This is a genomic window from Nonlabens sp., assembly GCF_965660805.1.
GTDB lineage: Bacteria > Bacteroidota > Bacteroidia > Flavobacteriales > Flavobacteriaceae > Nonlabens.
This window is the reverse complement of sequence record NZ_CBFIBE010000010.1, coordinates 12,994-36,141: the sequence shown is the minus strand read 5'-3', so window position 1 is coordinate 36,141 and position 23,148 is coordinate 12,994. Positions and strand designations below refer to the sequence as shown.

Genomic DNA, 23,148 nt, shown 5'->3' with positions numbered 1-23,148 from the left:
GTATGAGCTTTAAAATTCATAAATATGCCGCTATTGATATAGGTTCTAATGCTATAAGACTATTAGTAGCCTCTGTAAAATTATTTGAAAATGAACCACCGGTTTTTAAAAAAACGAGTTTAGTTAGAGTGCCTATACGGTTAGGTCAGGACGTTTTTACTACCCAGAACATAGGTCAAGTAAATATAGACCGTATGTTACAAAGTATGCAATCTTACTCCTTATTAATGGATGTGCATAAGGTAGAGAAGTATAAAGCTTATGCAACAAGTGCCATGAGAGAAGCACAAAACGGTAAAGAAGTAGCGCAACTCATTAGGAAGAAAACAGGAATAGAAATTGAAATCATAGACGGCTCTCATGAAGCAGCTATAATAGCTATGACTAACTTACACTCTATCATAGATGATCGTAAGGTGTACTTATATGTAGATGTAGGTGGTGGTAGTACAGAGTTCACTCTTTTTGCAAATGGAGTTGAGCAAGCATCGCGTTCCTTTAAAATAGGAACAGTAAGATTGCTTAATGATATGGTAAGTAAAAAATTATGGTCAGGGGCTGAAAACTGGATTAAAGAAATTAGCGCACCTTTTACTAAAATTGAACTTATAGGTTCTGGTGGTAACATTAATAACATCTATAAATCAAGTGAAAAGTCATCTGGTAAACCATTATCTTATCTATACCTTTCTAGTTATTATGAAAAGTTACAATCATATACTTATGAAGAACGTATTTATCATTTAAACTTAAATCAAGATCGGGCAGATGTTATTATACCAGCTTGTCGCATTTATCTGAGTGCCATGAAATGGAGTCGAGCAAAGAATATTTATGTTCCTAAAATAGGGCTCGCTGATGGTATCATTAAATCTATATTTAATGCTGATCATCGATAATAATAGAAGTCTGATTAACTTTTGAATAAGATATGAATGAGTAATTTAAATTTGTATAATTAATTATAATGAAAATGAAAAAACTTATACTTTTAGTTGCCTTAATAGCAATGCCATTATTGTCTTATGCACAATCACCTGTTAATTACGGTTTTAGAATAGGTATGAACTATTCTTCTTTAGAAGGTGATGATATAGATCTTGATAATCGTTTTGGTTTTCATGCAAACTTCTTTGCAGACATACAGTTGAATAATACATTTAGCCTTTCTCCAGAAATTGGTCTTTCTGCACTTGGTGCAAAGGCTGATGACATAGAGCTTGAATCTGGTGATTATGTAGAAATAAAAACAAACTGGTTACAGGTAGGTCTTCTTACAAAAATTAATCTAGGTGAAAAATTGTTTTTAAAATTAGGACCACAGGTAGGTGTTAATGTAGGTCAAAAAGATAATAATGATTATTATAACTATGACTTTGCAGCAGTAGGTGGTTTAGGGTATAACTTTTCACAGAATTTTTCTGTAGACGTGAGATATGGTTATGGATTATCTAACGTTTTTGATAGAGCATTTGGTGAAAATAATGAGGCTAATAATAGATATTTTCAGCTAGGTGTAGCTTACAAGATGTAACTTGAAGTTCATAGCATAAAAAAAAGACCTCAAATGAGGTTTTTTTTTATGGTGTGCTATTTTGTTTTTTTAATCCTGTAGATAAATTCAATTTGGTATTACATGTGTTACTTGAATGATAAGTAGGTATTATAACTCTAAATCAAAGCTCCTACGTAATAGATCTATCGCAGGATTTTTGTCCACTAGTTTTAGGAACTTCTCATGATCTGTATAGGCATATTTTTTTTCAACTGTCTTATCTACATGAATTTCTAATTCAATATTATAGTTGTTCAGCGCTGCTTTAACATATTCTAAGACTTGACCTTGTGCTTTTTCTAAATCTTCCTTCATCGATAGGTTAGGGTAGCGCAATACTAGTTTGTTACCTTTTAATTTAGGAGTGTCTGCCTCCATTATTGAAGCTAGGATAAGCTGACCACGTTCCTGTAAATGCACTGCATAAGAAGCCCATGTTTCTTGAGCACTTTCTTCTGTAAACGGTTCTTCAGGTAAAGCATCTTCTTGCACCTGATCTGGAGTAGTTTTTATTACATGAGCTTTTTTTGCACTAATAGCTTTTAAAGAAAGACCACTTACTTTATTCTTGTTGCGATCTAGTAACTTCTTACGAGCTTCTTCTAATGATTTCTTTGGAGCATTCGTTGCATCCATAGGGTTGCCACCTTCCTTTGTGGATTCTTGAGTGACATTAGATGGTGCTGTCACTTCTGGTGTTTCTTCAACCTGTATGAATTTAACCTTTTCTTTTACAGGTGGTTGGTTGAGTTCAGTAGCTGTGGTCTCAGGTTCTACAGATTTGGGTTCTGGTGTAGTAACTTTTTGAGGTTTGTGGTCTAGAGACTGTTGTTCAGTAGTTGTAGCTTGCTTAGTAAACTGCGCAGCTGGAATGATGTAGTTTACATCATTTTTTTTTTCTCCATCTGTTAAGATGGAGGCTAGTTGCATGAGACATAACTCTATATGAAGTCGTGGATTGCGACTGCTACGATATTTAAAATCTGCATCATTACTTAGGTTGATAGCTTCTCTTAAAAACTTTAAGTCTACTTTGCGAGATTGCTCTGCATATTTCACCTTAACCTTATCAGACACGTCCAGTAAATGCAATGTACGTTCATCTTTACACACCATTAAATCTCTTAAATGAGAGGCAAGACCAGCTATAAAATGATGACCGTCAAAACCCTTAGACATAATCACATCATAATCTACCAGTAACTGTGGTATGTTGCTTTCTATGATAAGATCAGTCATCTTAAAATAAGTATCTCTATCGAGCACATTTAAATTTTCTGTTACCGCTTGAACGGTTAGATTCTTACCAGAAAAACTGACCACTCTATCAAAAATAGAAAGGGAATCTCTTAAAGCACCATCTGCCTTTTGAGCTATAATGTGAAGTGCTTCATCATCAGCAGTGATACCTTCTATTTCAGCAATACGTTTTAAGTGGTTGCGCATATCAGAAATAGTAATGCGCTTAAAGTCAAAAATCTGACACCTAGATAAAATAGTAGGTATGATTTTATGTTTTTCAGTAGTGGCTAGTATAAAAATAGCATGAGCAGGTGGCTCTTCAAGCGTTTTAAGAAAAGCGTTAAATGCAGCAGTAGACAGCATGTGAACCTCATCTATAATATACACCTTAAAACTTCCTACTTGCGGTGGTATGCGCACCTGTTCTGTAAGACTACGTATATCATCTACAGAGTTGTTTGAGGCCGCATCTAGTTCAAAAATATTAAAAGCAAAATCCTCATTAGGGTCTACTTCTTCATTTTGTTGATTGATTTTTTTGGCTAGAATACGAGCACAAGTCGTTTTACCTACACCACGAGGACCAGTAAATAGTAAGGCTTGTGCCAGGTGATTACTCGCTATAGCGTTCTCAAGTGTTTTAGTAATAGAGCTTTGTCCTACTACGTCTTCAAAAGTCTCGGGTCTATATTTTCTTGCAGATACTATAAATGGCTCCATTGATTCAAAGATAATAGCCTGTCATATTTTGACTCATCATTATAAGAGATTATTTCACAGATTTATCAACAGCTATCTCATAAAATAAAGTAATTTTGTGGTAGCAGGTCGCTCTATCGCCTCGATAAAGTCGAGGAGGAAAGTCCGGACACCATAGGATAGTATAACGGTTAACGACCGTCGTTGTGTTTTCGCTTTCGCGAAAGCGTAATAGGACTAGTGCAACAGAAAGAATGTACAGGTTAAGCTGTAGTGAAACCAGGTAAACTCTATACGGTGAAATGTTGCGTATATCAGAGCTTGAGTGCGATCCGTGCGATTCTGAAGGGTAAACAGATAGAGGTTACAAGCAATTGTAATCCTAGATAAATGATAGAGAATCTCGATAATATCGGGTGAACAGAATCCGGCTTATAGACCTGCTTTTTTTTAATTCCAATCAAAAATCAAAAATCGCTATAAGTCACAAACTATTTATGAAGACTTTATAAATTCAATATGTAATAATCTCTTTCATATGATGTCTCGGAGCATAGTGGTCTTATTCCTATGTAATTTTTTCATATTCACTTTAGATTTTAATCCATTAGTGTCCGATTAAAGTTTTATCTATACTATAAGATCTACTGATAGCATCGCTTCATAAGATTTTTTAAAAAGTACACCTTGCTATTGAAAAGCAAAAATGATACGTTATATATGAAATTTTAAAACTTATAAAGCACTGCAATTCAAACTCCTTAATAATGTCTTTCTTCTTTAGTCTATCAGCGACAGCGATCTTTTGTCTTAGTCGGGCACGACTAATTTTAATCTATAATTAATTTAAAATTGTAATTAACCCTACTTTTGCCACCGCAAAAACAATATCATGATTACCGTAGAAAATATAGCCGTAGAATTTAGTGGAACTACACTTTTTAGTGACGTTTCATTTGTCATTAACCCAACAGATAAAATAGCACTAATGGGTAAAAATGGAGCTGGTAAATCTACCATGATGAAAATTATCGCTGGTGAGCAAAAAGCCACTCGTGGTCATGTAAGAACTCCTGGAGATACGGTCATAGCATACTTACCACAACACTTGCTTACTGAAGATGATTGTACCGTTTTTGAAGAAACGGCCAAAGCTTTCAAACACATCACTTCCATGAAACAAGAAATGGATGAGTTGAATGAAGCATTAACTACTCGCACAGATTATGAAAGTGCTGAGTATATGGGCATCATAGAAAAGGTGACAGAACTAGGAGAAAAATTCTATGCGCTAGAAGAGGTAAATTATGATGCCGAAGTAGAGAAAGCGCTTAAAGGTCTAGGTTTTAAACAAGAAGATTTTACCAGACAGACCAGTGAATTCAGTGGTGGATGGCGCATGAGAATCGAACTAGCAAAAATTCTACTTCAAAAACCAGATTTAATATTACTTGATGAGCCTACGAATCATATCGATATAGAATCTGTGATTTGGTTAGAAGATTTCCTTGTTAATAAGGCAAATGCTGTAATGGTCATCTCACATGATAAAGCCTTTATAGATAATATTACAAACCGTACCATAGAAGTAACCATGGGACAAATCCATGATTATAAAGCTACTTATTCTCATTACCTAGTCTTGAGAGCAGACCGCCGTGCGCATCAAATAAAAGCTTATCAAGAGCAACAAAAGTTCATTGCAGACACTAAAGCATTTATTGAACGTTTTAAGGGAACTTATTCTAAGACTAATCAAGTAAATTCTCGTGAGAAGATGCTTGAAAAATTACAAATTATTGAAATTGATGAGGTAGATACATCTGCCTTAAAATTACGTTTCCCACCATCACCACGTTCTGGTGATTATCCTGTAACGGTAAAAGAGGTGTCTAAATCTTATGGGGATAAGGTGGTTTTTGAAAATGCTAGTATGTCTATCGCTCGAGGCGAAAAGGTATCCTTTGTAGGTCGTAATGGTGAGGGAAAATCTACCATGATTAAAGCAATTCTAGGAGAAATAGATGTAGAAGGAAACTGTCAACTAGGTCACAATGTTAAAGTAGGTTACTTTGCTCAAAACCAAGCGGCCTTACTAGATAATGAGTTAACGATATGGCAAACTGTTGATGAAGTAGCCCAAGGTGATGTGCGCACGCAGCTTAAAAATATTTTAGGTAGGTTTATGTTTAGCGGTGATGATCTGGAGAAAAAAGTAGGTGTACTTTCTGGTGGAGAGAAAACCAGACTTGCCATGGTGAAGTTACTGCTGGAACCTGTAAACTTATTGATTCTAGATGAACCTACTAATCACCTTGATATTAAATCTAAAGATGTCTTAAAAGAAGCACTTTCTACTTATGACGGAACACTTATTCTCGTTTCTCACGATAGAGATTTCTTGCAAGGCTTATCTGAGAAAGTATTTGAGTTTAAAGATCAGCGTGTGATTGAACACTTTGAAACCATTGATGCCTTCCTAGAAAGAAATAGAATTAAAAATATTGCCGATATTAATTTGATGGGGTAGAGTATATATTAACTATAAATTTTACTTTTTAATAAAGTCTATTTTCTAGAGTCTTTAAACGTAGCGATCTATTTTCTCAACTTATTCCTCTTCATCTGGGTTTTCAAAGAAACTAAAAACAGTACCACCATATCTACGAGAACTTTCTAACCATGAATGGCTTGAAAGATCTGTGTGCTTAGAATGTTCCATGATGAATATTCCACCTGGAGCAAGTAATTCTTGCTCTTGCACCATAGTGGCTATAGTATGGAACTGTGCTTCATCTAGTCCGTAAGGTGGATCTGCAAAGATGAGATCATAGTTACCTTTGTGTTTTTCTAGGAAACTAAAAACATCGGCTTTATTAGTGTCTATAGGTAACTCTAATGAAGAAGCTGTTTTTTTTATAAAGTCTAAACAAGCTTTGTGCTGGTCTACCGCCAGAATACTTGCGGCACCACGACTACCAAATTCATAACTCATATTCCCGCTACCAGCAAATAACTCTAGTACTCGAGAACCTGGAATGTGTGTGCGATGTCTCAATATATTGAATAAGGCTTCTTTAGACATATCTGTAGTAGGTCTTACGGGAAGATTTTTAGGCGCTTGGATGCGTCTGCCTTTGTGTATTCCTGATATTATACGCATAAGATTTTTTCTAGATATGAAGTAGCATCTGTGACATAGCTTACCTGGCGCACATAAGTATATAGCAAATCGTAGAGTGTTTTTTCTTTTGTGTTTGCAAGGATTTTAAGCTCCATGGTTTCAGGATCTAATTGATTATGCTGTGCAGTAAACAAGGTGTAGTATAGTATGTCTTCAATAGCTTGTTGAGGATAGCAGTTATGTAATCTTAAATTGCCATTTACAAAGATGCTTATGTAAAAATGAGACTCTTTAAGGTCTAGGATGATGATTGAGTTATTTTTTTGCGCAAGCGATATATGTTGCTTTAATGCTAAAGTGGTGTAGTGGTAATAATCAAAGTCACCATATTTATCAAAGAAGTAATTATTAATATTACTGTATGCGATGTAAATCGTTTTATAATCTAGAGATTGTACAGCATCATCATTACTAATGATATCTGTCTCTAGGATTCTGGTATTATACTTTAAATAATCTGATTCATGATCTTCATGATAAATGGATACCGGAACTCCTGTAAAAATAGGGTGATGATAGATTAAGCTTACTTGTTCAAATAGTTGATTGAGTAACTCTTCATTTTGATAAGCTGTTTCTATTTCTCGTAGTATTTCTATGGGATTAGACTCGTGTTTAAAAGATTTAGAAATTAAATCTTGTACACCACTTGAGGAATAGATATAAAAAGAAAGTCCATCTTGATGAATCAAGACGGACATTTTTTTAAGTTCTTCAGACATGTTACTTTTCGTTTGAAGCATATTGTCTAGGCCAGTTACCACTGGTAGTAACTTCTGTTAAACTACCTACTACTATATTCTCACCTGTAACACCTTCTACAGCTTTGGTTCTTAGTTCTTGTTCTAAAAGTCTTTCTGGCTGGTCAAATAAGATATCTTTCTTTTGAGCAATAGCTTCAAAAACACTAATAGGATTATCATCATCAAAGAAAATACCCGTTTCTAAAGATATTTTTCCTGGAGCATCTACTTTTTTACCTTCAACAGAGAAATCATAATCTAATAATGTTGTTATTTCTACATTTTGGAATAAAGAGTCTTTTACTGATTTATATCCTAAGGTATCTGTGATCACAATTTCTTTATAGTAACCACCGCTATCTGCATCTAAACCAAATCTTTTGTTCTTCTCGCGGTCTGCTACAGAACTATCTCTGCGCTCTAAAAGAGCAAATTGAGCGGTGTCTACAAACTGGGCTAACTTATTAATGTCATCTGTGTATTTACCAGTGATGGTTTTATGAGCGTTTTGTGCCTCACGTAATTTTATGAGTTGTGAGATGACTTGCTTGTATCGTTCTTCTTTAACTTTTTCAAACTTTACAGGTGCTGCAATAGAATTATAAAGCTTGTAACCAAAAAAAGCAATAAGGACTAATAGTACACCTACAATAATGATATGGAATTTTCGTGGAATTTTATTGATTAATATGGCAAGGCCTATTAAAACGATTATTCCTAATATAATTGCAACGATCATGTGAAATAAATTATTAAATGAGTTTTCAAAGCTAACAAATCTACAATATTTTTTGGCTCTTCCTAATGTCAGATTTTAAATTTGCCTTAAGTTTATCATCAGGTTTTCACCAATGATTCATGACGGCAGCAGCATATTATAAAATTATACTCAAAGATTTTCCTTTTCAACCTACGGTTGAGCAAGATAGAGCGCTGGAAAAGCTCTCTTCTTTTGTAATAGATAAAGATAAGAACACCTTGTTTTTATTAAAGGGATATGCTGGGACAGGTAAAACCACGCTCATAAGCGCTATCGTTAAGAATATATGGAAGGCAAAAATGACTTGTGTTCTTCTGGCGCCTACTGGTAGAGCCGCAAAAGTAATAAGCAGTTATAGTAATAAAACGGCTAGTACCATTCATAGAGAAATCTATTATCCTAAGGCTCAGGGAAAAGGTGGTAACGTAGAATTTACCTTAAAACAAAACAAACGGCGCAACGCACTGTTTATAGTAGATGAATCTTCTATGATACCTGATGTGGCGAGTGAGAATAAAATGTTTGGTGGTAATGGTTCTTTACTAGATGATTTAATAGAATTTGTTTATTCTGGTGTGAATTGTGTGCTTTTAATAGTAGGTGATACGGCACAATTACCACCAGTAAAATTAGATGTTTCACCAGCACTGGAGCCAGATCTACTTGAGAGACGTTATTTAAAACAGGTTACTTGTGTAGAGCTTGATGAAGTAAAAAGACAGGAAAAAGATTCTGGAATTTTATTAAATGCTACACGCATCAGAAATCATATTGAGGAACTGGATTATGATTTTAAATTTGATGTAGATCCATTTATTGATATTAATAGATTGATCGATGGGCATGAGATTATGGAAGCGATTCAAACGGCTTATGATACTCAAGGTCACGAGGAAACGGCTATCATAGTAAGGTCTAATAAACGAGCAAATTTATATAACCAGCAAATTAGGTCGCGTATTCTTTTTCGCGAAAGCGAGCTTGCCTCAGGAGATTATCTCATGGTGGTAAAAAATAATTATCACTGGTTAAAACCTAATAGTGCCGCTGGTTTTATAGCAAATGGTGATATCGTAGAAATCCTAGAGATTTTTAATTTTAAAAATATTTATGGCTTTAAATTTGCTGAGGTTAAGGTGCGTATGGTAGATTATCCAAAAGAAAAACCCTTTGAAACAGTATTATTGCTAGACACGCTCGAGTCTGAGTCGCCGTCACTTACTTATGAGGAGTCTAATAAACTCTATCAAGAAGTGCGCATGGATTATCTTAAATTGCCTAAGTGGAAACAGTACAAGGAGATTAAAGCAAATCCGTTTTTTAACGCACTACAGGTTAAGTTTTCTTATGCTATTACCTGTCATAAATCACAAGGTGGACAGTGGGAAAATGTGATTGTAGAGCAACCTTACCTGCCAGATGGACCTTCTAAAGATTATTTGAGATGGCTGTACACAGCGGTAACGCGTGCCAAAACAAATTTGTATCTTATAGGCTTCAATAAAGACTTTTTTATAGAATAATATGGAATGGATCACTTCAAATTTTGAAATATTTGTCAGTATTTGTCTAGGGATAGGCCTCTCAGCCAGTGCTGGTTTTAGAGTCTTTGTTCCTTTACTTTTCTTGAGTATAGCAGCTTATATAGGTGTGGTGCCACTTAATGCAGACTGGGCATGGGCAGGTAGCTTAACAGCTGTTATTATTTTAGGTGTGGCTGCGTTTGTAGAACTGGTCGCATACTATATTCCTTATGTAGATAATTTACTGGACACGATTACAGTTCCTCTAGCAGCCATAGCTGGAACAGCAGTTATGGTAAGTGTGGTGGGTGATTTAGATCCAGTTTACACATGGACACTCGCTATTATTGCTGGTGGAGGAACAGCTGCAGGCGTAGCGAGTACCGCTGGTGCAGCTCGATTAACCAGTACAACAACTACTGGCGGTCTTGCAAACCCAGTCATAAGTACTGCTGAGGCTGGTGTGAGCAGTATTTTAAGTATTCTTTCTTTAATTGCGCCTGTTTTTGCGGCCATAATCGTGGTCATGATTTTTCTGGCGATTAGGAAATTATATAAAAAGCTGTTTAAGAAAAAAACGCTTTCGCGAAAGCAGATAGAGTAAAACCAAGAGGTTATGTCATTCTTTCCAGGTAGAAAAACATCGCAATTATCTATAGATGATGCCACAAATGAGTTGGTGATTATAGATAATGCTTCATATTATCGATTGATACAAATGTTTATAGTTGTAGTAGCTCCATTATCGTCGGTTTTATTATTGCAAACATCTTTTGAAACGCAAGGCTGGATTTCTATTCTTAAAGGATTTTTGATTGGATCTTTTAGTGTTGCGGTGCCGTTTCTTCTTTTTTGCTACTTTTTTAAAAGTAGTGCAGCCTATAGAATTAGGCTAAATTCTATTGAAGAATTACTCGTTTTTAAAACGCTAGTCACTAAAGAAGACCGATTAAGTGTAAAGCTTAAAAACGGAAAATACCGCAACCTCATTCTTAATCCATATGAAACTTCTGATTCTATGATTGCATATTTTGAAGGACTAAATGTTCCCGTAAATCGAAGAGAGAACTATAGTTTTTTACCACTCAATTATTAAGAGATTATGAGTAGTTTTTCATTTAAAAAACGTTTTGAAAATAAGAGCTCTGTTGTTACTTATGACGAGCAGGAAAACATGTTTTTAATAGATGATAATGCAAAGTCTCAAGTATGGCTTTTGAATATTATTATGTTTTGCAATTTCATTATTATGACTGTTTTTTATTTAAAATCAGATAAGGATGGATTTGCGTTTTTCTTTTTAGTTTTTGGAATACTATGTTTGGTGGTTTTTTTCCTGAGTTTATATAAAGGAACGGCAATTCCACAAATTAATAAAGATAATATTAAGGAAGTAAATGCAAAAGTCAGTCGCAACTCTATAGTCATCAAATTAAAAAACGGTAAACGTAGAAATCTGTATCTTTTTCAAAGACCAGCGGCTCAGGTGATTGTAGATTTATTTAAAGAAAAACAGGTCACAGTACTAGAGAATTGATTAATCTTGTAACTAATTCTTAAAACAACCCTATTGAAAGTAATAGCCGTCATTCCTGCACGATATGAAGCCAGTCGTTTTCCTGCAAAACTCCTGCAAGATCTTTGTGGTAAACCAGTTATTGTGAGAACTTATGAAGCCACTGTAGAAACGGGCCTGTTTGATCAAGTTCTAGTGGCTACAGATAGTGAGATTATTTATAAAGAAATAGTCGCTCATGGTGGTGAAGCTGTTATGAGTAAAAAAGAACACGACTGTGGCAGTGATCGCATTGCAGAGGCTGTGGAACATATAGAAGCAGATATCATAATTAATGTACAAGGAGATGAACCTTTTACAAATCAAGTAGACTTAGAGAAATTACTAGAGGTCTTTAAGAATGATACCAAAGAATCTATTGCGCTAGCATCACTCATGCATGAGATAAAACAAGAACAAGAAATACAAAACCCTAATAATGTTAAGGTCATTACAGATTTAAGAGGAAATGCTATTTATTTTTCTCGCAGTCCGCTACCTTATAGAAGATCACAAGAAGTAGCGGTACCTATTTATAAGCACATAGGGATCTACGCTTTTAGAAAAGAAGCTTTACTCGATTTTTATAACTCTGATGCTACTCCACTAGAATTAAAGGAGAAAATAGAATGTTTACGTTACATAGAACATGGTAAAAAAATAAGCATGATCGTTACAGATCAGGCTAGTATAGGTATAGATACTCCAGCAGACTTAGATGCTGCTCGAGAACTGTGGAATAAGAATAATTAAATATTAAATACTGATTCCTACGGGAAGTAACTCTTTGAATTCGTTTCGGTTTTTGCGCACAAAACCAGCGATCTTAGGATGCGTGGGAACAACTTTAATTTCTTTTTCGTCTCTTATGTTGATAAAGACAGCTCTTAAGAATTTGTTTTTAAAATCAGCATCATCCTCTAGAGATTCAGGGATAATAAATTTAGTTAAAAATATTTTGCGTTCTTGTTGTGAATATTCAATTTTTGCAAGCTGACCATCTTTTACACACTCATACTGGCGTAAAAAAGTATTATCAGTAATTTCAATTGTTGTCGTTGTTTCCATGTCCATTCTTTTTAACACCTAAAAATGCATTAGGTTCCTTCACTAAAGGTTTAAGTTTGTTACAACTTTGAGGTTAATTAGTGAAAGCGTAAAAATTACTCTTTATAACTTTGCAAATATAACTTATTATTATTTTCATTAGAATATGTCATTTGTTAAAACATTGATACTAAATATATTCTTGAAATGACTCCTGTTTATTTCATGCCTGGAATGGCAGCCTCTGATTTAATTTTTGAACATATAAAATTAAATGAAGAGCTGTTTGAAGTTCATTATATGCACTGGCTTATTCCAGAAAAAAAAGAGCCATTACCTGTTTATGTATCGCGTTTAATTACTCAAATACACCATGAAAACCCAGTGATTATAGGCGTTTCCTTCGGTGGTGTTATCGTTCAAGAAATTGCAAAGCAAATCTCTGTTCAAAAAACTATTATTATTTCAAGTGTGAAAAATAATAAAGAGTTCCCTAGAAGAATGCACTTTAGTAGAAAAACGGGAATTCATAAAATATTACCTACTCGTCTATTTGAGAACATAGAAACTTTAATGAAGTACAGTTTTGGGCTTGCTCCTAAAAGGCTGGATCTTTATAAAAAATACCTAGATGTAAATGATAGTAGATATTTAGATTGGGCACTACACACTATTGTGAACTGGGATCAAGAAGAAACCCCAGAAAACATTATACATATACACGGTGATAGCGATCTTATTTTTCCCATAAAATATATTAATGATGCCATCATTGTTCCTGGCGGCACACATATTATGATTATTAATAGATTCCGCTGGTTTAATGATAACTTAGCTCAAATCATTTCAGAATAACCCTTATAGAATCAGTACTATTCCTTTATATTTAACCCAAATATAAAACGCATGAAAAAGATATTAATAGGAGCAGGAATTGTAGTCGTTTTATTGCTAGGCGTGAGTGCTGTGCAACAAAGTTCAGGACCTTCAGAGGTTGAACCACAATCTGTTTCAGAGCTTAAAGAATCTTCTCGAGTAGGTGATTATGGAGTATATGCCTTACAGTTACCTAAAACCCTAGACTTTGCAGGAGAAACAGTACCACTTCACAATCCAGATATTAAAGAACGAGCAGATCGTGAGTTCTTAGTAAATACCTACTGGCAATCTAATGGGATTATGCTCATTAAAAAGTCTAAAAAGTACTTTCCCATCATAGAACCGATTCTCGCAGAAGAAGGAATTCCAGACGATTTTAAATACCTCGCTGTTATAGAAAGTGGTTTGAATAATGTCGTGTCACCAGCAGGCGCTAGTGGTTTCTGGCAAATTATGAGTACTACGGGAAAGGAACTCGGTCTAGAAGTAAACTCAAATGTAGATGAGCGTTACCACCTTGAAAAAGCTACACGTGCTGCTTGTAAATATCTTAAAGATAGTAAAGAACGCATGGGATCATGGACACTAGCTGCAGCAGCTTATAATGCAGGAAATGCTGGAGTTAATAGAGAGCTGGAACGCCAGCAGGTTACAGACTACTACGACTTATTACTCAATCAAGAAACGGGTCGTTATATGTTTAGAATTCTAGCCTTAAAAGAAATTTTAAAAGCTCCACAGAGTTTTGGTTTCCATATAGAGCCAGAGCAGTACTATTATCAAGTGCCTACTAGAAAGATTAAAGTAGATTATGAGATTGATGATTTAGCCGCTTTCGCGAAAGCGAATAACATCAACTATAAGATATTAAAAATCCATAATCCGTGGTTAAGAGAGAGTCAACTTAATAATAAGTCTAAAAAACTCTATGAAATTGAAATTCCCGAAGCTGGTTACTACGATTAAATATGCTGGACTGGATACTCAATAACTGGTTTTTGAGTTTACTTATCGCAAATTATATAGTTGCCATAAGTGCCGCATTTTTCTTGATACGTAGTAATCAAAATCCGCGTAAAACGGTATCATCATTACTGTTTCTGGTGGCTTTACCTTTTTTAGGTTTAGGGATTTATTACTTTTTTGGTCTGGATTACCGCAAGTCCAAAATTTTTAAACGCAAAGATCTCAATGCAAACGAGCTGATCCATAACTGGAACAAGCGCCTGCACATCTCAGATGATGATCTGGATAAATATGAAGAAACCTTCCTGATAGACCGGCTTAAAATGGTCAAGCTCCTGCGACATAATCAAGCAGCGCCACTCACGCTGAGCAATAATTTACAAGTGCTTATTAATGGTCGAGCAAAATTCAACCAGTTATTTAAAGACATAAAAAAAGCTAAGCATCATATCCATCTCGAGTACTTTATTATATGTGACGACCATATAGGAAATGAAGTCATAGACGCATTAATAAAGGCGTCTCATAGAGGAGTAGAAGTTAAAATGATCTATGATTCTGTAGGAAGTGATATTTCCCGTGCGGCTAGGAATAAAATGACTGCTGCTGGTATTGAGCATGCGGCTTTTATGCCAGTGCTTTTCTCAAAATTCACAAGAAAAGCAAACTACCGTAACCATCGCAAAATTTTTATTATAGATGGTAGTATAGGCTATATAGGTGGCGTGAATATAAGTGATGATTATGTAAATGAACCTATTAATTATAACGGTAACTACTGGCGCGACACGCATTTGCGCATAGAAGGGCATGCAGTTAAAAGTTTACAAGCCCAGTGGTTGCTTAATTGGTTTTTTATTAAAGAACAAGAAGATCAGTACCATATTCACAAAGATTATTTTCCTGAGATAACTTTACCAGAGAATAAAGCCGTTCAAATAGCCGCTAGTGGTCCAGACACAGACTGGGCAAATATCATGGAAGCACTCTTCATAGCCATTAATACTGCAGAGGAAACGGTATATATTACAACTCCATATTTTATTCCTAATGAGGCGATACTCACCAGTTTAAAAAGCGCGGCGCGTAGTGGTGTAGAAATTCATATTATGGTTCCTAAAAAAGGAGACAGCTGGGCAGCACGATATGCGTCACGATCTTATTTTGAAGATTTGCTAGAAAGCGGTATACACGTTCACTGGTACCATCGCGGCATGTTACATGCTAAAACGATGGTCGTAGATGGGCTGTTTGCTACCATAGGAACATCAAATATGGATTATCGCAGTTTTGATATTAATTTTGAGATTAATGCATTAATCTATGATCATGAAATCGCTGAGCAACTTAATAATCAGTTCTTAATCGATCTTGAATATTGTGAAGAAGTACATTTAGATCTTTGGATTAAACGAGATAAAATGAACAAATTTAAAGAGTCTTTTTGTAGATTGTGGGCTCCTTTATTATAACTATGAAATCTAAGAAAATGACTTTAGAAACTATAATTCTTTTAGTAATATTAGGACTACTTGCTGGATTTTTGAGTGGTAGTATAGGAATAGGCGGTGGCGTGATTATGGTGCCACTAGCCATATGGTTTCTAGGCTATAGTCAGCATCAAGCACAAGGAATGAGCCTAGCTGTGCTGGCTGTTCCAGTTACTTTACTTGCGGCATATACCTATCACAAGAATGGACATGAGCTAGACTGGCGTTACGTTCCTTTTATTGCTATAGCTTTTATTATAGGTGGTTACTTTGGCTCTAAAGTAGCTATAAGTTTGAATCAACAGTTGCTTAAGAAAGTTTTTGGTATCATACTTATAATTGTTGCTGTTAAAATGATTTTCTTCTCTAGTGCCAAAGCTTAATTCCTTTTTTAACAGTCTTCAGTTATTATGAAAATGATAACAAATAGAGTCTCTGAAAAGCTGTTATTTTACCATTCATAAATTAAATTCTATATCATGAAATACACATTACTTGCATTTATGTCATTATTTGTAACTACAATAGTTGCAGCACAAATAGACGCTCCACAACCTAGCCCAAGCGCAATGGTGAAACAAACCGTAGGACTTACAGAGGTTACTCTAGAGTATTCAAGACCTGCGATGAGAGATCGCGATATTTTTGGAAACCTTGTCCCTTTTGATAAAATGTGGAGAACTGGTGCAAATGCAAACTCTACCATTACATTTTCTGATGATGTTCAATTTGCGGGAACAGATGTTAAAGCTGGTTCTTATGCGGTTTTTACAAAACCTGGAAAAAAAGACTGGAAGATCATGCTTTATAATGATACGTCTAATTGGGGAACACCTAGAAACTGGGATGATTCTAAAGTAGTAGTAACAGCAACAGTGCCGGTTAACAAACTTAAAAACGCTCAAGAAAGCTTTACTATGGCAATTAATGAGCTAACTATGGACAGTGCACATTTACAAATCATGTGGGAGAATACAATGGTAGCGATTCCGTTTACGGTTCCTACAGAGACTAAGACCCAAGCCAGTATAGATAAAGTAATGGCAGGTCCTGGTGCAAACGATTATTACCAGGCGGCTTCTTTTTACTTAGACGCAGGAAAAGACCTTGAAAAAGCACACGACTGGATTACTAAGGCTACAGAAATGAACCCTAAAGCGTTCTGGATGTTCCGCAAGAAATCATTGATAGAGGCAAAAATGGGAAATACAACAGCAGCCATAACAACAGCTAAACAATCTCTAGAAAAAGCTAAAGCAGCTGGTAATGATGACTATGTTAAAATGAACATGGATAGCCTTAAAGAATGGGGCGTTAAGATGTAATGATCTCTTTATATTAACGCTTTCGCAGAAGCGTAACTATCAAAACCACTTAGGAAACTAGGTGGTTTTTTGTGCACTAAAACGAAAAAGTCATCAATTGAACAGCACCATAAACAAAACGTAAGGTGAGAATTGCAGCTATAATAATACCGATAATTTTTAAAGTTCTATTTTGAATAGACAGCGCAATCATTACAGGCAAAACAGCAGTTAATAAATTGATAACGCCCATAATAACATATTCTGTTTTTATACCAGATGAAATGGAATCTCTAAAAATGAAACTTACTATTAAGTTTAAAACAAGACTGGTAACCCAAATGATTAGAACGGTAAGAAGTAATTGATCGCGTTTTGAATTTTCAGGGGCTTCTTTTTTATAATAATGGGTTTGCTGGTATTTAGTCTTTTGAACAGGTGCAGGAGCTTTGAATAACGATTCTAATTCAGGTATATTGGACGCTAATTCAGTAAATGAAATGGCGTCAACTCTTATTTTAAAATCAGGACGCAGTCTTTTAGTCTTTAACTCCGTTAAGGTAAATGGACCAAACTCACTAATGCCGTCTGAGTAATAATAATGTTTCATTAAAAAAATTATTTTATAAACCTCTGTTATACGAGACCTCTTTGTTAGGAGATGATTTATTTCCAGTCTCAATCAACCAAGATAGCCCAACCGTCAACAAAGCACCTAATGGATTCAACCATAAAAATGGTAATGTACTCACGCCAGGAACAAATTCATCTACGCAATAACAAATGATCACAACCGCTTCTGAAATACAAGCTGCAATAAATATCGCACGACCTTTTACCTTCTTAAAGTAGAATGCTACTAGGAATATTCCTAGAATAGTCCCATAGAAAAGTGATCCTATAATATTTACCAGTTGGATCAAGTTGTCAAATAATGATACCACACTGGCAAATCCTATCGCGATAATTCCCCACATCAACGTGAACCATTTACTCATACGCACATAATGATCATCATCCTTATCAGGTGAATGTTTAAAACGCTTGTAGATATCTACTGCTGTAGTGCTGGAAAGCGCATTGAGTTCACTAGCGGTAGAACTCATCGCGGCGCTTAAAATGACGGCAAGTAGTAATCCTATTAATCCTTTGGGTAAATGATGGAGTATAAAATGAATGAAGACAAAGTCCTTATCATTAGTCTCAATACCATCATCTGCTTTTTGAATTAACTGGCGTGCTGCTTCTCGATTTTGCTCTTCATTGATTCTAAAAAAGGCTAAACGACGTTCTAGTTTATCTTCAGGAGCGATGAATTGACCGTTAAGTTTCTTAGCATAATCTCGTTGCATGGCTTGCTTTTCAGCAAGAATAGAGTAGTGTTGTTCTTGTAATTCTTGATATTCTGCGGCATATTGACTTTCTAGTACGGCCTTTTCTGCCGCAGGATTAAAGTTTAATGGTGTGTTGTTAAATTGATAGAATACAAAAACCATCACACCTACCATAAGAATAAAGAACTGCATAGGCACTTTTAGCAATCCATTAAATAATAAACCGATGCGCATTTGGGAAACAGATTTCCCAGACAAGTAACGCTGTACTTGTGATTGATCTGTTCCAAAATAACTTAACATTAAAAACGTAGCTCCAAAAATCGCACTCCATACATTATAACGATCCTCTAGCGAGAAGTCAAAATCTAAAATCTGCATCTTATCTGCACTACCAGCCATGGTTAAGGCATTGTCAAAGGTCACATTATCTGGCAACTGTGTTACGATCAATACAAATGCAGTAATCATTCCCGCCATGATCACGATCATTTGTTGTTTTTGGGTAACGTTTACCGCTTTAGTACCACCAGAAACCGTATAAATAATTACTAAAACTCCTATGATAATATTCAAGTATTTCAATTCCCAATCCAGTACAGCACTCAGTATAATTGCTGGTGCATAAATGGTGATTCCTGCGGCTAGTCCACGCTGAATTAAAAATAATATAGCGGCTAGTGATCTGGTTTTTAAGTCAAACCGTTTTTCTAGAAATTCATAAGCGGTATAAACTTTCAGCTTATGATAAATAGGAATAAAGGTCACACAAATGATGATGATTGCTATAGGCAACCCAAAATAAAACTGAACAAATTCTAATCCATCGGTGTACGCTTGTCCTGGCGTACTTAAAAACGTAATCGCGCTGGCTTGCGTTGCCATTACAGATAATCCTACGGTCCACCAGCGTGCATCGCCACCTTTTATATATTGTTCACTAGATTGTTTACCACGTGTTTTATACACACCGTAAAGTACGATGAATGCTAGTGTAGAGCTCAGTATGAGCCAATCAATGAGTTCCATAAACGGCAGTTATGATGTAAAAAATGACTGCAAACATTAGATTTGCAGCTATAACGATGATGTACCACTTATTCCAGCGTTTAGAATCGCTGTTCTTCTGTGGTGTTGATTCTTGTTCCATGCGATCCTAAACTTATCATATTAGCCAGTAAACGGTAAGCACCGCTTACTCCAGCTGGTAATTCTCTAAATAGTGATAATCCTGTGTAAACTACGTGACCTTTCCCGTAATTTGCGACGATTAAACTTCCTTTGGTCATTTCTTCGCCTTTATCGTTCATTCCTAACAGCGGTGTGAAGGCGCTGTCCCATTCCGTAGGGAAATACAATCCACGTTCTTGTACCCAATTTTCAAAATCAGCAGCTGTGATTTGATTAGGTGTGCTCAATAGTGGATGTTTAGGATTTAGGATGGTTACAGCAGCGTTTTCATCGGTAACTCGCTTTCGCGAAAGCGTAATAGACAATGGCCCTAATGCATCTGGGCTTATCCTGCGATTGGTATTGTACTGCATGATGAGTGTACCGCCATTTTTTACGTATCCATCTAGCGATTGTTGCAGTGCTGCCATTGCTGTAGGAGCGACGTTATAGGCTCTGATTCCTACCATTACAGCATCGTATTTAGATAAATCTGCAGGAACTTCGTCAGGATTAAAACGGAATACCTTGCTGCCTATCGCCTCAATGGCAGTGGCAACATCATCACCTGCGCCGTTGATATACGCAACGGTTTGGGCAGTATTTTCTAATCCAGGTTGGACGACTTGCGCTTCATTATTACGCACCAGTTGCTGGTCTGGAATATGATCGTAATCTATAGAAATTACTTCTTTTGTATAGCTTTCACCACCTATTTTAACCAGTCCAGAAACTAAACCACGAGCAGCACCATCTGGTGGCGTTACTTTAAAGTTATAGGTTGCGACTTCGCCCTTTTTCATAGCAGGCAAGTTCATAGTTGTAGGTGTGATGTTCCATTCGTTAGGACCACATAATTCAACCGTTCCAGCAGTCGTATTCTCATTTGCCTTTACAGTTACAGGAATTTTTTGTGATTCACTATTCTTAAAAATATATACTGGATTTTGAACACTTACCGCAACCGCAGGAACAATATGGAGCGGTTCGTGAATCTCACCACGTACTGGATCTGTGGTTTTAAAATGTACCGTAAATTCCTTTTGAATTACTAATCCGTCGCCTACATCAATACGAGCATAACCGCCAAACTGTAAAGGCAGTTCAGGATAACCTATTTGCATATGATCGCTCACGGCATACATTCCTAAAGTTCCTTTCTTGACTAGGTAATATGGAGTAGTGGCATAAGCTTCTTCAGGAATACTAAATGGAGTGTTGATCTGTTCAGATGTTTTAGCATCTATGGTACGTTTTGTTTTTTCTACATGAAGATTTGCGTTCCAGACAAATTCTACATCCATATCTATGCAGGATCTGTTTGTAAATTCTATACTCACAGGAACCGATTGACCAGCAGTTACTTGTTGTGAATTTGTAGTTGCTGATAAGTAAACTCCATTGATGTCTAAAATAATTTGTTCAAGCTCTGCCAGTTTAATAGGTTTCCAATGCTTGTCATCCAGTGCGCTGATCATTTTATGCAGTTTGATCAACTGTGGTAAGCTAGCTTCTGGATCATAAAAATCATACTGACTAATTACTTTAGTGAGTTGGTCTTGAATTTTATCACCACCTTTTACGCGTGACCATGTCGTATTGATTCCAGAGAATAGGTCTTCTTTATCATCTGGAAATGATCCTTTTAAGTATTCTAAGTATTCCGTTTGTGAATCGCGAGAACCACTACTACCAAAACCTTGTGATTTATGCTCACTACGACTCAACGCTGCAATTTCACCATTAGATTTCCCAATCCATGAATAAAATTCGCCGCTTGTTATTTCTAAAAGGTTTGTTTTGTCCGCTTTCGCGAAAGCGTCACGACTACCATAAAACCACCAACTCGTATTAAAGAATAAACGATCTGTTTTCCATGGTGCTAAGTTTAAACCAGGAACTTTATAATTAGAAGCCGCTTTATCAAATGCTTCCATGCTGATCATCGCGCTTCCCGTGTGGTGGCCATGAGTGGTTCCAGGTGTGCGGTGATTAAATCTATTGATAATTACATCAGGTTTAAACTCACGAATGACTTTAATGACATCATCCAGTAGGGCATCTTTATTCCAGATTTCAAAAGTTTCATCTGGATGTTTTGAGTAGCCAAAATCATTTGCTCTAGTAAAAAACTGCTGTCCACCATCGATATTTCTAGCTTCTAACAATTCTTGCGTACGTATCATTCCGAGTTGTTCCCGCAATTGCGGTCCTATTAAATTCTGACCACCATCGCCACGAGTTAGCGATAAGTAAGCTGTACGCGCCATGCGATGATTAGACAAATAGGAGATAAGCCTTGTGTTCTCATCATCTGGATGTGCAGCGATGTACAGTGCGGTTCCTAGAAAACCTAGTCGTTCTATGTTGTGATAGATTTCGGCTGTATTAGGCTGTTTAGGGAATAATCTATTTTCTTGAGCTGTTGCCTGTTGTATGATAAGTAGAACAACTAAAGATGTAAAAATAAGTTTCTTCATATCGTGTGTGAAGATAGAATTTTCAATTCTTAATTATAGGTAAAGATTTGTTTTTGTAAATGCGAGGTTTTATTCCATAGCCTCCATGAGCTTAGACCACATCTCATCATGAAATAAAACAGGAACAGGCTCTTGTGCAGAGCTACCGCCCATGCGTATCACCACCATGTCTAAACTAGGAACTACATCTATAAACTGACCATCTTTACCTAGAGCACTTATCATATCTGAAGGACCTGATGGTGTTACCGCAGATGGAATGGTGGCTGTAGAGCCTGGAAATCTTAAGGAGTTTTTTCCATTCAACCACCAGAGGTAACCATAGGATTCATTAATAGGTTGTGAGGTGTTGATCATGGCGTTAAAATAGTTACTGTCTCCTAAAACAGCAGTTCCATCCCATGTCCCTTCATTTAAGGTAAGTAACCCAAAACGTGCTGCGCTTCTTGCATTGCTAAAGAATAAATTACTGGATTGAGCGGTATTAACCCAAAGTCCCGACATGCCTATTTTATCTTTTATTGCAGTAGTTGTAAATTCATTATTAGTAACTCCTGTAGCTGCTTCCAGAATATCATGCGTGATTAAGTAGGTTCCATTGTGGTAATACCATTCATTTCCTGCATCTACAAGATAATTAAAACAAGATGGATCATAACAATCTTCATTAGTTACATTAAAATCTATTCCTGTAGTTAATGTCAAATGATTTTTTATGGTGATTAAATCTTCTTGAGCCTGTGGCATGCTGGTCCATCCAGTTCCTAAATAGTCTGATGTTTTATCATTTATATTTAAAAAACCTTCTTCTTGCGCTATTCCTATTAAAGTAGCGGTAAGTGATTTTCCAGCACTAGCCCAGTACCATGTGCTGTTCACATCAAAGGATTGTCCTAGTAAATCATTATTCCAGTATTCCTCAACCACGACCTTACCATCTACTAAGACTATAAAAGCTCTCGTTTCATTAGTTTCTAGAAAGGTATGGAGTTCATTGAGTTTTTGAGTGTTCCACCCTAAAGTAGATGGAGTAGTGGTTTCCCAGTTTGTTCCTGTGATAGGTGGGAAATAGGTGAATTCATTTAGGTCTTCTATATTATCAGAATTGTCTGGCGATGTGCAAGAGGAAAGGAGAATAATCCATACAGTTATGGGGAAATACAAATACTTCATCGGGCTTGCTTTTAAGATTACAATGATAATGATTTGACTATAAA

Annotated in this window: 23 protein-coding genes and 1 other RNA gene; 14 read left to right on the top strand and 10 right to left on the bottom strand. The window is 36.0% G+C overall.

The window, feature by feature from the left end; translation table 11 throughout:
• Positions 1 to 2: 2 nt before the first annotated feature.
• Complete coding sequence (locus ACTF48_RS04335) at positions 3 to 899, top strand: Ppx/GppA phosphatase family protein (RefSeq protein WP_438961915.1); 897 nt, start codon at positions 3 to 5, stop codon at positions 897 to 899.
• A gap of 74 nt (positions 900 to 973) precedes the next feature.
• The gene (locus ACTF48_RS04330; RefSeq protein WP_438961914.1) at positions 974 to 1,534 is read left to right on the top strand and encodes a porin family protein; all 561 of its coding nucleotides are present in this window, start codon (positions 974 to 976) and stop codon (positions 1,532 to 1,534) included.
• A 129-nt stretch (positions 1,535 to 1,663) separates the two neighbouring features.
• Here ACTF48_RS04330 and dnaX read toward each other — a convergent pair whose 3' ends face one another.
• Positions 1,664 to 3,517 carry a DNA polymerase III subunit gamma/tau gene (gene dnaX / locus ACTF48_RS04325; protein ID WP_438961913.1) on the bottom strand — a complete coding sequence of 618 codons (1,854 nt, stop codon included), beginning with the start codon at positions 3,515 to 3,517 and terminating at the stop codon, positions 1,664 to 1,666.
• Between the two features lie 100 nt (positions 3,518 to 3,617).
• On the opposite strand from dnaX, the gene rnpB reads away from it, so the two are divergent.
• Positions 3,618 to 3,947, top strand: an RNA gene (rnpB, locus tag ACTF48_RS04320) — RNase P RNA component class A.
• Between the two features lie 441 nt (positions 3,948 to 4,388).
• A complete protein-coding gene (locus ACTF48_RS04315; protein ID WP_438961912.1) occupies positions 4,389 to 6,026 on the top strand; it encodes an ABC-F family ATP-binding cassette domain-containing protein in 1,638 nt (545 codons plus the stop codon).
• Positions 6,027 to 6,107: 81 nt separating this feature from the next.
• Here the strand turns inward: ACTF48_RS04315 and rsmD are convergent, their stop codons facing one another.
• Genes rsmD through ACTF48_RS04300 form a run of 3 tightly spaced genes read right to left on the bottom strand, consistent with a single transcriptional unit; the run spans position 6,108 to position 8,162 of the window.
• Positions 6,108 to 6,659 (bottom strand): 16S rRNA (guanine(966)-N(2))-methyltransferase RsmD, encoded by a 552-nt coding sequence (rsmD, locus tag ACTF48_RS04310; protein ID WP_438961911.1) that lies wholly within the window; start codon positions 6,657 to 6,659, stop codon positions 6,108 to 6,110.
• Positions 6,650 to 7,402, bottom strand: coding sequence for a DUF3822 family protein (locus ACTF48_RS04305; RefSeq protein ID WP_438961910.1), 753 nt, complete (start codon positions 7,400 to 7,402; stop codon positions 6,650 to 6,652). The genes rsmD and ACTF48_RS04305 overlap by 10 nt, the downstream gene beginning before the upstream one ends.
• A 1-nt stretch (position 7,403) precedes the next feature.
• The gene (locus tag ACTF48_RS04300; protein ID WP_438961909.1) at positions 7,404 to 8,162 is read right to left on the bottom strand and encodes a hypothetical protein; all 759 of its coding nucleotides are present in this window, start codon (positions 8,160 to 8,162) and stop codon (positions 7,404 to 7,406) included.
• A 119-nt stretch (positions 8,163 to 8,281) separates the two neighbouring features.
• Here ACTF48_RS04300 and ACTF48_RS04295 point away from each other — a divergent pair, with 119 nt between their 5' ends.
• From ACTF48_RS04295 to kdsB, 5 genes are read left to right on the top strand one after another with little or no spacing between them, the layout of a single operon-like run.
• A complete protein-coding gene (locus ACTF48_RS04295; RefSeq protein ID WP_438961908.1) occupies positions 8,282 to 9,706 on the top strand; it encodes an ATP-dependent DNA helicase in 1,425 nt (474 codons plus the stop codon).
• Position 9,707: 1 nt separating this feature from the next.
• The gene (locus ACTF48_RS04290) at positions 9,708 to 10,310 is read left to right on the top strand and encodes a DUF4126 domain-containing protein (protein WP_438961907.1); all 603 of its coding nucleotides are present in this window, start codon (positions 9,708 to 9,710) and stop codon (positions 10,308 to 10,310) included.
• Positions 10,311 to 10,322: 12 nt separating this feature from the next.
• Entirely contained in the window at positions 10,323 to 10,802 is a 480-nt protein-coding gene (locus ACTF48_RS04285; RefSeq protein ID WP_438961906.1) for a hypothetical protein, read from the top strand.
• Positions 10,803 to 10,808: 6 nt separating this feature from the next.
• Positions 10,809 to 11,243 carry a hypothetical protein gene (locus ACTF48_RS04280; RefSeq protein ID WP_438961905.1) on the top strand — a complete coding sequence of 145 codons (435 nt, stop codon included), beginning with the start codon at positions 10,809 to 10,811 and terminating at the stop codon, positions 11,241 to 11,243.
• Positions 11,244 to 11,276: 33 nt separating this feature from the next.
• Entirely contained in the window at positions 11,277 to 12,014 is a 738-nt protein-coding gene (gene kdsB, locus ACTF48_RS04275; protein ID WP_438961904.1) for a 3-deoxy-manno-octulosonate cytidylyltransferase, read from the top strand.
• 3 nt (positions 12,015 to 12,017) lie between these two features.
• Here the strand turns inward: kdsB and ACTF48_RS04270 are convergent, their stop codons facing one another.
• A complete protein-coding gene (locus ACTF48_RS04270) occupies positions 12,018 to 12,329 on the bottom strand; it encodes an N-acetyltransferase (protein WP_438961903.1) in 312 nt (103 codons plus the stop codon).
• A 186-nt stretch (positions 12,330 to 12,515) separates the two neighbouring features.
• Between ACTF48_RS04270 and ACTF48_RS04265 the strand changes: the two genes are divergently transcribed.
• From ACTF48_RS04265 to ACTF48_RS04245, 5 genes are all read left to right on the top strand, one after another.
• Positions 12,516 to 13,163 carry an alpha/beta hydrolase gene (locus tag ACTF48_RS04265; protein ID WP_438961902.1) on the top strand — a complete coding sequence of 216 codons (648 nt, stop codon included), beginning with the start codon at positions 12,516 to 12,518 and terminating at the stop codon, positions 13,161 to 13,163.
• A 42-nt stretch (positions 13,164 to 13,205) separates the two neighbouring features.
• Positions 13,206 to 14,153 carry a transglycosylase SLT domain-containing protein gene (locus tag ACTF48_RS04260; protein ID WP_438961937.1) on the top strand — a complete coding sequence of 316 codons (948 nt, stop codon included), beginning with the start codon at positions 13,206 to 13,208 and terminating at the stop codon, positions 14,151 to 14,153.
• Between the two features lie 2 nt (positions 14,154 to 14,155).
• Positions 14,156 to 15,625: a cardiolipin synthase gene (cls, locus tag ACTF48_RS04255; RefSeq protein WP_438961901.1), complete on the top strand. Its 1,470-nt coding sequence runs from the start codon at positions 14,156 to 14,158 to the stop codon at positions 15,623 to 15,625.
• A 17-nt stretch (positions 15,626 to 15,642) separates the two neighbouring features.
• Positions 15,643 to 16,026 carry a TSUP family transporter gene (locus tag ACTF48_RS04250; RefSeq protein WP_438961936.1) on the top strand — a complete coding sequence of 128 codons (384 nt, stop codon included), beginning with the start codon at positions 15,643 to 15,645 and terminating at the stop codon, positions 16,024 to 16,026.
• Between the two features lie 96 nt (positions 16,027 to 16,122).
• Positions 16,123 to 16,968 (top strand): DUF2911 domain-containing protein, encoded by an 846-nt coding sequence (locus tag ACTF48_RS04245; protein ID WP_438961900.1) that lies wholly within the window; start codon positions 16,123 to 16,125, stop codon positions 16,966 to 16,968.
• Positions 16,969 to 17,044: 76 nt separating this feature from the next.
• Here the strand turns inward: ACTF48_RS04245 and ACTF48_RS04240 are convergent, their stop codons facing one another.
• The 5 genes from ACTF48_RS04240 to ACTF48_RS04220 all read right to left on the bottom strand — a co-directional run bounded on the left by ACTF48_RS04240 (position 17,045) and on the right by ACTF48_RS04220 (position 23,104).
• On the bottom strand, positions 17,045 to 17,557 hold the full coding sequence (locus ACTF48_RS04240) for a hypothetical protein (protein ID WP_438961899.1): 513 nt from the start codon (positions 17,555 to 17,557) through the stop codon (positions 17,045 to 17,047).
• 13 nt (positions 17,558 to 17,570) lie between these two features.
• Positions 17,571 to 19,310: a sodium:solute symporter gene (locus ACTF48_RS04235; protein ID WP_438961898.1), complete on the bottom strand. Its 1,740-nt coding sequence runs from the start codon at positions 19,308 to 19,310 to the stop codon at positions 17,571 to 17,573.
• Positions 19,297 to 19,431: a hypothetical protein gene (locus ACTF48_RS04230; RefSeq protein ID WP_438961897.1), complete on the bottom strand. Its 135-nt coding sequence runs from the start codon at positions 19,429 to 19,431 to the stop codon at positions 19,297 to 19,299. The genes ACTF48_RS04235 and ACTF48_RS04230 overlap by 14 nt, the downstream gene beginning before the upstream one ends.
• Positions 19,391 to 21,931 carry a PIG-L family deacetylase gene (locus ACTF48_RS04225; protein ID WP_438961896.1) on the bottom strand — a complete coding sequence of 847 codons (2,541 nt, stop codon included), beginning with the start codon at positions 21,929 to 21,931 and terminating at the stop codon, positions 19,391 to 19,393. The genes ACTF48_RS04230 and ACTF48_RS04225 overlap by 41 nt, the downstream gene beginning before the upstream one ends.
• A gap of 69 nt (positions 21,932 to 22,000) precedes the next feature.
• Complete coding sequence (locus tag ACTF48_RS04220; RefSeq protein ID WP_438961895.1) at positions 22,001 to 23,104, bottom strand: serine hydrolase domain-containing protein; 1,104 nt, start codon at positions 23,102 to 23,104, stop codon at positions 22,001 to 22,003.
• Positions 23,105 to 23,148 lie beyond the last annotated feature (44 nt).